12 protein-coding genes are annotated in these 12,992 nt (G+C 36.6%); 1 reads left to right on the top strand and 11 read right to left on the bottom strand.

The window, feature by feature from the left end:
* The first annotated feature begins 334 nt into the window (after positions 1–334).
* A complete protein-coding gene (locus AN490_RS11085; RefSeq protein WP_300003112.1) occupies positions 335–1,129 on the top strand; it encodes a hypothetical protein in 795 nt (264 codons plus the stop codon).
* Positions 1,130–1,132: 3 nt separating this feature from the next.
* Here AN490_RS11085 and AN490_RS11080 read toward each other — a convergent pair whose 3' ends face one another.
* The 11 genes from AN490_RS11080 to patD form a co-directional block, all read right to left on the bottom strand.
* Positions 1,133–2,308, bottom strand: a complete 1,176-nt coding sequence (locus AN490_RS11080) for a DNA cytosine methyltransferase (RefSeq protein WP_300003109.1) — start codon at positions 2,306–2,308, stop codon at positions 1,133–1,135.
* Positions 2,309–2,461: 153 nt separating this feature from the next.
* Positions 2,462–3,862 carry an amidohydrolase gene (locus AN490_RS11075; RefSeq protein ID WP_213718335.1) on the bottom strand — a complete coding sequence of 467 codons (1,401 nt, stop codon included), beginning with the start codon at positions 3,860–3,862 and terminating at the stop codon, positions 2,462–2,464.
* A 123-nt stretch (positions 3,863–3,985) separates the two neighbouring features.
* Positions 3,986–4,588: a heme-copper oxidase subunit III gene (locus tag AN490_RS11070; RefSeq protein WP_300003277.1), complete on the bottom strand. Its 603-nt coding sequence runs from the start codon at positions 4,586–4,588 to the stop codon at positions 3,986–3,988.
* A 111-nt stretch (positions 4,589–4,699) separates the two neighbouring features.
* Positions 4,700–6,352: a cytochrome c oxidase subunit I gene (gene ctaD, locus AN490_RS11065; protein ID WP_300003105.1), complete on the bottom strand. Its 1,653-nt coding sequence runs from the start codon at positions 6,350–6,352 to the stop codon at positions 4,700–4,702.
* A gap of 41 nt (positions 6,353–6,393) precedes the next feature.
* Complete coding sequence (locus AN490_RS11060) at positions 6,394–7,320, bottom strand: cytochrome c oxidase subunit II (protein ID WP_300003102.1); 927 nt, start codon at positions 7,318–7,320, stop codon at positions 6,394–6,396.
* Positions 7,321–7,460: 140 nt separating this feature from the next.
* Complete coding sequence (locus AN490_RS11055; RefSeq protein WP_300003099.1) at positions 7,461–8,072, bottom strand: DUF2231 domain-containing protein; 612 nt, start codon at positions 8,070–8,072, stop codon at positions 7,461–7,463.
* The gene (locus AN490_RS11050) at positions 8,069–8,569 is read right to left on the bottom strand and encodes a DUF2231 domain-containing protein (protein ID WP_148761008.1); all 501 of its coding nucleotides are present in this window, start codon (positions 8,567–8,569) and stop codon (positions 8,069–8,071) included. Before AN490_RS11050 ends, AN490_RS11055 begins: the two co-directional genes overlap by 4 nt.
* Before the next feature lie 620 nt (positions 8,570–9,189).
* Positions 9,190–9,855, bottom strand: coding sequence for a nitroreductase family protein (locus AN490_RS11045; RefSeq protein ID WP_300003096.1), 666 nt, complete (start codon positions 9,853–9,855; stop codon positions 9,190–9,192).
* Between the two features lie 174 nt (positions 9,856–10,029).
* Positions 10,030–10,365, bottom strand: a complete 336-nt coding sequence (gene trxA / locus AN490_RS11040; RefSeq protein ID WP_300003093.1) for a thioredoxin — start codon at positions 10,363–10,365, stop codon at positions 10,030–10,032.
* Positions 10,366–10,551: 186 nt separating this feature from the next.
* The gene (locus AN490_RS11035; RefSeq protein ID WP_300003090.1) at positions 10,552–11,799 is read right to left on the bottom strand and encodes a hypothetical protein; all 1,248 of its coding nucleotides are present in this window, start codon (positions 11,797–11,799) and stop codon (positions 10,552–10,554) included.
* Between the two features lie 399 nt (positions 11,800–12,198).
* Positions 12,199–12,549, bottom strand: a complete 351-nt coding sequence (gene patD / locus AN490_RS11030) for a heterocyst frequency control protein PatD (RefSeq protein ID WP_300003087.1) — start codon at positions 12,547–12,549, stop codon at positions 12,199–12,201.
* Positions 12,550–12,992: the final 443 nt, after the last annotated feature.

The raw sequence follows: 12,992 nt of genomic DNA, 5'->3' as shown, positions 1-12,992 counted from the left end.
TATTGTACAAGTTGGGCGATCGCTGTGATGAGTTAGATATTTCATTTTGGGATAATTTTCAGTACAGATTTAGCCAAATGATAGATTTTATAGACATCTATGAAGTTAAGTTTGGTTGTGTTGCCTATGATAGTGATAGGTTAAAAAAATTCCAGTTGTTTAGGATTAATACCAGATTTCATATTAATTTAATATCTATGCTTCTCTTCTATGATATAGTAACCGGAATATATTTAGTGTTTAAATTAGGTATACGAATATTGACTGAAAATATCAAGTTTATAAATATATCTATTTGCTAAGTTTTGTTTAAATAGTTTAATGCAAGTATTTTATGTTTATTAATTTAGCTGCTGAAACTCTCATACCACTTTCTACAAAAGAACGAAAAGAATTAATTTTATATCATGCTTCATTGATAGATTGTACTAATATAATAGATGAAGATTTACATATAGCATATCAATATGGGAAAATTATTTCCTCAATAGGATCAACATATTTTGAATATCAAGTTGAAAAAGATAATCGAAATTACTCTGCTCTAGAATTAGAGACTCAATCTAATTTAATTAGCAATAAAACTGAGCAGTTTGCAGATGATTTTATTGAATGGTTACGAGCAGACTTTAAAAATAAAAGTGCAATACTTGAGCATCATCCTAATCCACGTAATCTTTTTGAACTATGTGGAGCAAAGTTATTAGTTACTAGCAACTCAGTTACAAGAAGCCTTAGTACAAAAATGGGGCAACTTTGGGAAGAAATAGCTGATATTAGCCCTTATGTAATTGTACCTGAATTTGAATTTGGCATCAAAATTAAGGGAATAGATATTGTTATACTAACAGGCTCAACAATTAGGTTTGCACAGTTAAAAACTTTAAAAGGTACTTTAACTGGTTCACAAACAAATAGAGCAAAAAAAGAATTAGGGATTCATGAAAATCCCTTATTTATATCTGCTTTTGATTTAGGTTCATGGACATTTAACGACTCTAAAATTCCTCGCATAGCTGGTAAAGAATTTTGGGATATGATTCATCTTGAATATGAGTTAATTGAGAACCATATCAGAAATATGTTACAGAGAATTGATCATGAATTTGCTGAGTTAGCTGCAAAATAAATTCTATAAAGAAAATAGAGAGAGTTGTTCAGTAACTTCTTTCCCTTTTGGTTGATTTCCCTGCATTGAATTAATCAGATATTCACCAAGTTCTTTAGCAAGTAATACCGGAACTGCATTACCAATTTGTTTGTATTTAGAACTTATCGAACCATGAAAAATCCAATCATCAGGAAAAGTTTGAATTTTAGCAGACTCGCGCACAGTTAAAGGACGAAGTTCTACAGGGTGACACATATCTGTAGCTTTTTGTTGAGGACTGGTTGTGATAGTTGGTGAAGGTTTATCCCAAGATAGTCTTCTGTAAAAACCAACTTTTCCCCCACCAGAATTATAAGCACCTCCCATTGCTTCTCTTTGTAATTCTTCTGGTAAATTTCGCCAATTTTGTCCCGCTTGTAATAATCTTAAAAACTTGAGCCTATTTTCTGAATAATTAATAAATTCTGGTTGAACATCCACAAAATCTGTTAACGCATCTTTTAAAGTTTTCCACTTTGGTAAAAATTTACCATCTTTACTATATTTAGCGAGAGGAAATGTAGCAGTTTCACCATCTCTAGAACCAATAAAAACTACACGTGATCTATTTTGAGGAACACCATAATCTGCGGCTTCTAATAGGTTATAAACTACGTTATATCCTAATTCCTTCATTTCCGCTAAAACTACTTTTAAAGCTGCACCATTCATTTCATCAAGTTCTAAAGCTGGATAATCTTTTCCTCTTTGATTAATAGGACGATGACGCAAAGAAGCAGAAAGTAAACCTCTAACATTTTCCATTAAGAAAAATCGGGGTTGGACTTCTTTGACAATGCGGATAAAATCCATAAATAAACTCCCGCGTGGGTCCATAACTGAACCGCGTTTTCCTGCGGTACTAAATGGCTGACAAGGGGGACCACCCGTGACTAAATCTATTTCTCCTGGAAGTAAAGCGCGACCTAAATTTAAAACTCTTCCTCCTTCTTCTAGTAATTCTTGGGAAGTAACTTTTTCTAATTCTCTGGGAATAGCACTTTCTTGGAGATAAGGTCTATTCAGAGCAATTGTTTTGACTGCATCTTTATCTTTTTCAACTACACTAACAGTATGAAATCCTGCTTTTTCTAGTCCTAAATCTAAGCCATAAGCACCTGTAAATAGGGAAATGCAAATAGGTTGATTATTGATCATTATTGTTTTTCTAATTTATTATTATGATCAATATATTATATAATATAATGCAGCTTAGTTGAGAAAATTGTAGGTTGGGTAAACCGAAGTTAAACCCAACAAATATCGGTAAATGTTGGTTTTTGTTCCTCAACCCAACCTCCATAAACTTACTTAATCTAGTCCCATTACTTGCCGATAATGAGGAGCTAATTTAACGACATTTGTTGATTGAGATGGTGTTTCCCAATGACTACGATTCAACAATTCTTGTTGCAATTCATCAACATTGATTGTGGTAATTTTGCCATTATTAATAATTTGCTTACCATTTACCCAAGCACTATGCACAACATTGACAGGGCGACCTAAAACTAATAAACCAATGGGATCTGTACAGGGAAGTAATGATAAATTATTGAGATCATATAAAACTAAATCAGCTTGTTTACCAACAGTAATAGAACCAAGTAAATTTTCTACATTTAACCCTTTTGCACCTCCTAAAGATGCCATTTCTACGGCTTGGAGTGGGGTAATCCAATGTTGATAATCTGGTTCTGTAATATTATGTAAAATCGAACCAATTTTAATTGCTTCTAACAAGTCTTGAGAGTCATTACTAGAAGCTCCATCACAACCAAAAGTCACATTTACTCCAGCTTGAATATATTTAATAATTGGGGCTATACCACTGCCTAAACGGAGGTTACTCAAAGGATTATGAACGACTGTAGATTTTGTTTGAGCGAGAATATTAATATCAGATTCATTCAACCAAACACAATGTGCTAAAGTTGTACAACTGTTCAAAAAACCGAGTTTCTGTAAATGTTTTACCGCAGTACAACCATATTTTTCTTCAGCAAGTTTCTCTTGAGCTTTTGTTTCTAATAAATGGGCATGACGACAAAGATTGTACTTATTACTTAATTCAATACATCCTCTGAATAAATCATCGCTGCATAACTGAATTCCCGTGGGTGCAACTAAAATATTAATTCCTTTTTCCGGTTGATGAAATTGCTTAACTGCCGCTTCAATAATGGCTAAAGTTTCCCCAGTAGAACGAAAATAAAGTTCATGATCTGGTTGCGATTCTCCATTTGGTATGCCCGCACTCAAAGATTCATCTTGAATTAAAGGAGCAATAAAAGCGCGAATTCCTACTCTTTGATAAGCCCGAACTACTGTGGCAATAGTTTCTAATTCTTGTCCAGGAATTAATACTAAATGATCAACAACGCTTGTCCCCCCAGAAAGTAAAGTTTCTACTGCTGTTCCCAAGGCACTGAGATAAACTTGTTCTGTATCTAAAGGAGTAAAATCATAGAGATGTGCTAACCATAATTCTAGTGGTAAAGGTGGAATTACTCCTCGTTGCCACATTTCTGAAGAATGGGTATGGGCATTGAAAAACCCAGGTAATAAAAGTTTATTTTCCCCATTAATTACCGTGCCAATTATCTCTAAATTAGGAGCAATCGCGGCGATTTTACCATCTATAATCTGCACATCTGTAGTTATGTAACTACCTGTAACGCTAATTAAAGAGTTTTTGATTGTAAAATTCATGATTTTAGCTTTAATTAAGTAATTGATCTATTAGCCGAATTTCAACCTACAAGTTAAACAACGATATTGAAAAAGGGTGAGTAAAACCCACCCTCAGTATTATACCAGAAAAATAAAATATCCTTACTGCCAAACGTAGATAAGTAGAAATAAAACAATCCAGATAACATCAACAAAGTGCCAAAACAAAGAAGTGGCATTTATGCCAAAATGGCCATTATCAAAATTACCAGGAATGAAAGAACGCAACAAGACAATTAACTGTAACAGAATACCCGTAAAAACGTGCAAACCGTGAAAACCAGTTAATAGATAAAACATTCCTCCGAAAGTACCAGAAGTAAAGCCAAATTCCAGTTGACTCCATTCCACCGCTTGTCCATAGAGGAAATAACCACCCATAGCCATTGTTAAAAATAACAATAGACGATAAGTCTTTAAATCATGTCTTTCCAGAGCTTTTTCTGCAAAATAAATCACAAAACTACTAGCAACTAAAACCACAGTATTAATGCTAGGTTCTTTAATTTCTAAACCAGAAACACCAGGTGGCAACCAATTAACAGCAGAAGTTTTGTAGATAATATAGCCAGCAAAGAAACTCAAGAAAATGACACTTTCCGATAACAGAAAAACAATAAAACCAAACATTTTATTGCCTTCTTCATCATGTTCATGCTCATGACTAACATGATCTAAATGATCAGGAGAAACAGAACTATTCATCATAATTTCCAATTGAATAGATTAATGAGAAATAAGATCCCCGACTTCTGTTATAACTTCCTAACTTATTAACAAAATCAAAAAGAAGTCGGGGATCTAAATATTGACAAATTACTCATGTTCAGAAGATGCAATTAATTCAGACTTACCATAACCATAAGGCTCACAAGTGACAATCGGAATTTCTTCAAAATTCTCAACAGGAGGAGGAGAAGAAACAGTCCATTCCAAACCAATTGCTCTCCAAGGATTAGCAGAAGCTTTTTCTCCATCCATCCAAGAAATCAACATATTAAAGATGAAAGGAAGAGTAGACATTCCTAACAGAAAAGAACCCAAACTAGCAACAATATTCCAACCAACTAATTCAGGTGCATAAGAAGCAGCACGGCGTAACATCCCTTGCAAACCTAAAGGGTGCATGGGTAAGAAATTCAAATTTGTGCCGATAAATGCTAACCAAAAATGGATTTTGCCCCAACCTTCATGGAACATTCTCCCCGTCATTTTAGGAAACCAATGATAGATAGCGGCATACATTCCCATAGTTACAGTTCCATAGAGAACATAATGGAAATGACCAACAACAAAATAAGTATTGTTAACATGAACATCCACTGGAACAGAAGAAAGCATAATTCCTGTAATCCCAGCAAATACAAACATTACCAAACCACCCAAAGCAAATAACATGGGTGTAGTTAAGCGAATTTTACCGCCCCAAATAGTTGCCACCCAAGCAAATACCTTAATCCCTGTGGGAATAGATACAAACATGGTTGTCACCATGAAAAATAACCGTAGCCAACCAGGAGTACCACTCACATACATATGGTGTACCCAAACAATGCCGCTAACTACAGCAATTAACATGGAAGAAACAGCAACGACTTTGTAACCAAATAAAGGTTTGCGAGAATAAACGGGAAAGATTTCCGAGAAAATCCCGAAGATAGGCAAAATGATGACATATACCGCAGGGTGAGAATAGAACCAGAAATAATGCTGGAACATCACCGGATTTCCGCCTTTAGTAGGATCAAAAAAGGAAGTTCCCACTGTAATATCAAGAAGTAACATTACAGCCCCGGCTGTTAAAGCTGGCAGTCCAAATAATTGGATAATTTGAGCGCTAAATACTGCCCAAACAAAGAGAGGCATTCTAAAGAAACCCATTCCCGGCGATCGCATTTTCACAATGGTGGTGACAAAATTCACCGCACCCATAATGGAAGAGACACCGGAAATAGCCACCGCTAATAACCACAGAACTTGACCGTTAATCAAGTTTCCCGTGGGGTTTTGGGTACTGACGGGGGGATATGCCCACCAACCAGATTGAGCAGGGCCACCGGGGACAAAGAAGCTGGACATGAGGAGAATACCCACCACAGGAACCATCCAAAAAGCGACGGCGTTCAAGCGGGGGAATGCCATATCTCGCGCCCCAATCATCAAGGGAACGAGGTAATTAGCCATACCAACGAGAGAGGGAAATGTCCACAGAAACAGCATCACTGTTCCGTGCATAGTGAACATTCCGTTGTATACTGTGCGGTCAATTAAATCAGCTTCAGGGGTAATGAGTTCTCCCCGCAGAATCATGGCGAAGATACCGCCAACGAGAAAGAAGATAAAGGAAGTAACGAGGTATTGAATACCGATAACTTTATGATCTGTACTAAAGCTGAAGTATGTTTTCCAGGTTTGGGGTGGTTCGTGGTGATGTGATTCACCAGCAACATGAATGGGGATATTAGTCATTTGTCAGTTGTTAGTTGTCAGTGGTCATGAAAATAACGAAGTTAACCTGGGAAATTGACTAATGGAGGTGTAGCAGGTTCAACGGTTTTCCAACCGCTGTCAATGCCGTTTTCTATTTTCAGGGCATATTCGGAAGCCGCTTGGTTAGGGGCTGGGCTGGGTGTTTGACTGGCAGCTTTGCTTAACCACTGCTGATAGTTGCTAGGTGATTCCACAATGACCTTGGCTCGCATAGTGGCAAAGTATGTACCGCTATACTGAGAGTCGGTTAAATCATACGCACCGGGGCGAATGGGAGTAAATTCAAAGTCGAGGTCGTTACCAGGAATAATGTCTTGTTTGAGGCGGAAAGCGGGGATAAAAAAGCCGTGAAGTACATCTTCCGAATGCAGATTTAGACGGACACGGCGATCGCTTGGTAAATGCAATTCTGTACTGGTAACATTGCTTTGGGGGTAATGAAACACCCAAGCCCACTGTTTAGCGGATACATCAATATGTTCTACATCCTCAGCTACTGCGGCTTCTGAAGCCTGATCTGGCGCAGCTTCAGCAGTTTCCATCTTCATCGGATTATGTAAGTGGATCTGGTGAGATGGTCCCTGGATACCCATTTCTTCGTAAACTTGGTAACTATAACCCGCAATCCACAACACCAACATAATTGGGATTGCTGTCCAAATTACTTCTAAAGTTACATTACCTTCAATGTGAGGCCCATCACCTAAATCTGTAGCTTTTGCCCGATGGAAACAAATAGAATAGAAAAGAGTAGCAGTTACTCCCAGGAAAATTAAAGATCCTAATGTTACCAAAAAGCTAAATAAATCATCAATCAGATGAGATTCAGCAGCCCCTTGGGGAGGAAGCCAAGAATAAGCCTGTTTACCAATCCAGAGACTAGTAAGAGTTACCGCAACTGCCCCAGTAACTATGGTCAAAAAGTCGAGAAAGTGCCGAATTTTCATAATGGTCAGTTGTTAGTTGTCAGTGGTCAGTGGTCAGTGGTCATTTGTTAATGGTCAGTTGTGAATTGTTAGACAAGAATTTTTACACCAATCACCAATCACCAATTACCAATTACCAATCACCAATCACCAATTACCTATTACCTATTACCAAATATTTGATTGATGTCTTGTCCTGCTCGTAGTAATTTATCGGCTGTATTGTGAACACCAAAATCTGCGGCTAGGTGCGCTCCTAATGTTCCATGAAAATACATCAGCAACATAATAATTACACCGACAACCAGATAAGAAATTTGCACTTCTCTCTCTTCATGTTTGCCGATAACGTAACGTTGCCAACCTCGCCAAAAGGTCATGCCAACCATCATCGCTAATAGGAATACACCACCCACACCATGCCACATCATTGTGGGCATTGCCAGCATTCCCCAAGGACTTTTGATATCTGCTGGTGGGGCTGCTAATAACATTTCATAAAAACCTGCACCAACCGTGAAAAATGTAATCACAGATGCAGCAAAAATGTTGTACCAACCGACATCAAATAATTGAGAACGTTCAACCTTAATTCCCAAAAAATTGAATAGCCATTTTTCCAAAGGGAAGAACACACCTAAAATATCAAAGATAATGGCAATGATGAATAAACCTAATGTGAGGTGTACCAAATTAGGATGAATCGGAATGGCATAAGGTAAACCATTTTCACCCATTATGTGACTAATTTGGTCTAATAATTCTGAGTTCATGGCAAGATTCCATCCTTTACCGCTTCCACAACAGGTACGGTATGTAAGCCATACACCCATACCAGTTCATCACCAAGATATACTTGAAAACCAACCAAGGCTGTTAATAAAACTGCCACAGCTATATAATGAAAAGGGAGTTTTTTCGGATCACGACTCCGCAAAACATAACGCCAAGCAGTAATAGCGGCAATAATACCTGAAAGTGACCAACCGATGAGAGTATGAATATTTAAAACTGATTTAGCGAGTTCGTAGGGTTTTGCTAAACCAGCCTCAAATTGACCAAAAATAATTGCCACAAAAATAGCTACCGTGGCAATACACATATTCCACCAACTCACCTCAAACAAAGTAGTTTTACCAGTTACATAACCAGCAAAATCACAAAAAACAGAAAATAGCACCATCGCAATTACAAAGTGAACCACGATAGGATGTAAAGGATCTGGATATGGTAAATTATGCTCATTCAATGAAGTGAAAAAATCCAGCATTAAATTCTCCTAGACTGATTTACTACTCCTTAGCCAAACTTAAATAATTGCTAGATACTCACTCACTGATACCAAAAAATTATTTGATAAATATGGTGTGAGTTTGCTGCAATGTATAACCGTCAAGTGATTTCTTCATAGTCACAACAGTAATTATGGATGTAGCTAAACTAAATCACTGTTAGAGGTTGAATTTACTAGACGTAAATTTTTATGAATTGTCAAAAAAACTAAAAGCAGAACTTCTAGAATTAATCTACAGAGCCAAAAGCAGATTTTAATCTTGGCTCTATTACAATATTTTTAAATCAAAACCAAATATTTTTATGTTTATTGATGTACAATAAAAAATTATCACTTTGTGATTTAAAAAACCGAAATATATAACTTTTATAGTAGGTAGGATGAAAATGAAGCTGGATAGAATAATATTTTAAGAATAATTGAACGCAGATGAACGCAGATAAACGCAGATAAAGACGGATGAATTAATGAATTTCATGATTCTGTGCAACATTTTTTCTTTGCGTCTTTGCTCCTTAGCGCCTCTGCGCGAAACAAAAATATATTTCACTTACCTGATATCTGCATTCATACCCACCAAATCCCCAAATCCCTAATTAACCTTGATAGGGGTTATCGAGTCTATCAATAGAAACATTAACCGACAATGGTAAACGACCGGGATTTAACCGGGGTTCAGCCGCATAACCTACAGGTACTAAAACAGCAATAGCGATATCAGGATCATTCTCAGCCCCAATTATAGCTTTAACCTGTTCTTCAATCCAACCATTCATAAAGCAGGTGGATAAACCCAAGCTTTCAGCTGCTAATACTAAATTTGTAGCGGCTATCATCGCATCTTTAATAGCGTATTCCCGGCGCTTGTCTCCTAAACTAGCTTGAAATTGCGGAATCGCACCTCTAAAGTAATTAACTGTCCCCTCATTCCAAGCCCCAGTGGCTGCACCTTGTTCTAAAATGGGTGTGATATCTTTTTCTCCCGCAGCAGCGTCAGCAGCAAAAACAAAGGTAACAGGCGCTTGGATAATTTGCTTTTGATTCCAAGAAGCAGCACATAACGCTGCTTTTTGAGCTTCGTCTTCAACTAAAACGATTCTCCACGATTGGACGTTAAAACTACTGGGTGCAGCTACGGTTAATTCTACCAGTTGCTTGAGCAATTCTGGGGAGATGGGGTCTGGTTTGAAGGTTTTGATGGAACGACGTTGTACTATGGCGCTGGGTACGTCTAATGCTGGGATTTGGGTGTTTGCAGTCACGCTATTCTCCTCTGTTTTATCCTATCCGCTTAGGGTAACGCTTTTTTGTACGCAGTTCGTTGGTTATTGATTAATTTTTTTTCTCACGCAGAGGCGCGGAGGCACGGAGGAGGTAAATACGGAGTTTTAATCCTTTGTAGGCAGATTTATTACAGAAATTCCCAGTGTTTTTAACTATGATTTTGCAGCAATATACTTGTCTAAGGTAGCAGATAATGTAGTTTTAGGAACAGCACCAACAACTGTTTTAATTTGTCGTCCCCCCTTAAATATCATCAAAGTAGGAATACTGCGAATCCCGTAATGACTAGCAACAGTAGGATTTTGATCAGTATTCAACTTTACCACTTTTACCTGTCCTTCGTATTCCGCAGCCACTTCTTCCACTACAGGAGTCAGCATTTTACAAGGACCACACCAAGGGGCCCAAAAATCAACTAAAACAGGAGTTGTACTTTCTAATACTTCTTGCTTAAATGTGGCTTCAGTGACATTGGTAATTGATGACATAAATTGTCTGCCTAGATTTAAAGTCAATAATTCAATAATATCTAATCAATAGGCGTAAAAATATGTTGATAAGTTTAATTTTCCTAATTTTCTTATATTGCAATGTAGGTTGGGTTGAACGAGAGTGAAACCCAACATTTATGATAATTGCTTAAATTGATTGATATTTTAACACAATTTGAGTTATTAATTTTGCCCTAAACTAGCATGATTTTGATCAGCACCACAATGATGACAATAAGGTAATTCTTTATAAGTCAAATTATGACAGTTATGGCATTCAACATATTGATAATAACCGCAGTGGGGACAGTGGCTATCTTGAGGACGAATTTTCTTGGCACACCGAATACATTGTGATTTTTGGATTCTGTTAACTGCTTGAATTTTAGGATTAAATACAACGGTTTGAAAGAATTTAATCATGCCAAAACCAACTAAAGGAATTAGCAAAATATAAGCGTAACTAATGAGGAAAACTAAACCACCAAAGAAGAAACTAATGATATTAAAGAAGAATTGGAATATTGCACCAACTTGCAGAAATTCAAATACTTTTAGAATTAGGGGAATGATAAATATAACTAGCAAATGCCAGCTAATTAATGCTATTAATCCATATCCCTTGCCTTGGCTGAAGTTATTAACTAATAAGGCAATGAGAATTAACGGGAGTAAAAAGATAGCCTGAAAAACCAGTTGAATACTAGGATACCAAAATGATGCGTCTTTATAACCTTTTTTAACTTGATTAAATTTAGTTTCCTCTTTGATAAAAGACAGGAAATTAATACTTTCAGGTTTTGTCAGCAGTTGATTTTGTAGATTAGCAATTTCCTGTTTCAACGTGGAAATCTTTTCGCTATTTTGCGTTAACTCTTGTTTAGCTTTTTCTGCGCGAACTTGATTAATGGAATTACCTGAAGACTGACCAGCAATTTTTTCTAATAAGGTTGAATCATATTGTTGACGAATGGTAGCATTTGCTTGTTCAAGACGACTAATTTTATCTTGAGTCTGATTTATCGTGGTGAGAATTTTCTGATTTTGAGGATTATTCAGTTTATCTTTAGATTCACCGTAGTTCAAACATATTTCCGAAACTTTACCCAAATGTCCAACTTCTGCGTTTTGATATGTTTGCCGAATTTTTTGCTGATTGCTACCGTAAGGTAATGAACTTCTCAAAAATTCATAATCTTTATTTTTTGTAGTTTGGGTTTTGTAATTGTTCCATTCTGAATAACATGGATAAGCTTGAGTTGGGCTGAGATGCCATTCACTAATATTATTTAAACCTGTAAAAACGTTAATTAAAATGAAAATATCAACTAAAATAATGACAATCAAACTCACTTTATTGAGTGGTTCATTATTGACTGTTCGAGAGTTATTAAAAAATTGATTTGAAAGACGGCGTATTCTGGTAAACATATAAGCAGGATTCAGAATAGTTACAACTGAAATTAATTTACCATTTTCTGGTTACTTGTTTATTTTAGAGCATTTTTAGTTGACTTCACTTTTTTTGTCTCACGCAGAGGCGCAGAGTCACAGAGAGAAATCAAGAGTGTGGTATAAATAAATGACGGGAGCATCCACTTTTGGCAGATAGCCCTCAGACTATAAGTCTGGGGCTACAAAAACGAAGTCCGCCTTCGCTTTTTACCATCTACCTCTGTAAATTTATCAAATAAGTAAATTTAATTATGACAAATTGTATAAATGAGGTTTATAAATATGTTGTAAAAACAATACCTTCTGCGTTCTTCTCTGCGCCTCTGCGCCTCTGCGTGAAAAAAATCATCGAATTTTAGTATATTTGTAGCTAAATTATTCCTTTTCTTCTATTGGCTGAATAATAGCTTGACAATATCTAATTAAAGTATCAATACGCTCCTCAATAGTTTTCAACCTAGATTGTAATGTTGTTAATTGCTTTGCCCCTTGGAGAAACATCATATCTACTTCCAATAGTCGCAACTGCTTATTTATTTCCGTTTTATAGGATTGTTCCCGCGAGTTAGCATCAACCAAAGGCACAATTTGCTGGATAAAAAATCCCTGCAACTGGGCTAAATTTTGCTTTAATTCCTGTAAATTAAGTTTACCTGCCGTTACATTAGCTCGAAACTCATCTAGAAATGTTGCCAATTCCTGATATTTATCACAATTAAAAGACATCTGTTGCTAGTTAAGATAGTATTAATGTCAAGAAAATTTTCTCATACAACCGAAATTTCTTTTGTTTATTATCAAAATTACAAGCCTTAAAATCAGATTTAAGGCTTGGTTTGCCGTCAATAGGTATTTTTTATGATCTTTGCAGGCAAGCTACTATGGATGATGACTACAAGCAATTAGGGCATCATCTCTAAGCCTTCAGGCAACAGCATCTATTCTAGAGGGGTGCTTTGACATACCTCCTCGTCCTCAAGAAGCGAGGATTCCTTGACACTTCGCCAGAACACGCCACAAGTGGTCTTATCGTCCCTCCATGTCCGTTTAAAGTCTCCCAATGCCCTATGGCGACTATGCCCAAATTTTAACATAAAGCCGTCCTTCCAGGACGGGGCTTGTATCCCGTTATCTTTGGTCAATTTTGCTTTTCTCTTAACCTATCCACA

Source organism: Anabaena sp. AL09 (assembly GCF_001672255.1).
Taxonomy (GTDB): Bacteria; Cyanobacteriota; Cyanobacteriia; order Cyanobacteriales; family Nostocaceae; genus Dolichospermum; species Dolichospermum lemmermannii.
Note: the sequence above shows the minus strand (reverse complement) of the source record. Positions and strands in the feature narration are given on the sequence as shown.

Excerpts from the sequence above, each read along its gene's own strand:
- AN490_RS11085 (WP_300003112.1), top strand. The coding sequence starts at position 335 with ATGTTTATTAATTTAGCTGCTGAAACTCTCATACCACTTTCTACAAAA.
- AN490_RS11080 (WP_300003109.1), bottom strand. The coding sequence starts at position 2,308 with ATGATCAATAATCAACCTATTTGCATTTCCCTATTTACAGGTGCTTAT.
- AN490_RS11075 (WP_213718335.1), bottom strand. The coding sequence starts at position 3,862 with ATGAATTTTACAATCAAAAACTCTTTAATTAGCGTTACAGGTAGTTAC.
- AN490_RS11070 (WP_300003277.1), bottom strand. The coding sequence starts at position 4,588 with ATGAATAGTTCTGTTTCTCCTGATCATTTAGATCATGTTAGTCATGAG.
- ctaD (WP_300003105.1), bottom strand. The coding sequence starts at position 6,352 with ATGACTAATATCCCCATTCATGTTGCTGGTGAATCACATCACCACGAA.
- AN490_RS11060 (WP_300003102.1), bottom strand. The coding sequence starts at position 7,320 with ATGAAAATTCGGCACTTTCTCGACTTTTTGACCATAGTTACTGGGGCA.
- AN490_RS11055 (WP_300003099.1), bottom strand. The coding sequence starts at position 8,072 with ATGAACTCAGAATTATTAGACCAAATTAGTCACATAATGGGTGAAAAT.
- AN490_RS11050 (WP_148761008.1), bottom strand. The coding sequence starts at position 8,569 with ATGCTGGATTTTTTCACTTCATTGAATGAGCATAATTTACCATATCCA.
- trxA (WP_300003093.1), bottom strand. The coding sequence starts at position 10,365 with ATGTCATCAATTACCAATGTCACTGAAGCCACATTTAAGCAAGAAGTA.
- AN490_RS11035 (WP_300003090.1), bottom strand. The coding sequence starts at position 11,799 with ATGTTTACCAGAATACGCCGTCTTTCAAATCAATTTTTTAATAACTCT.
- patD (WP_300003087.1), bottom strand. The coding sequence starts at position 12,549 with ATGTCTTTTAATTGTGATAAATATCAGGAATTGGCAACATTTCTAGAT.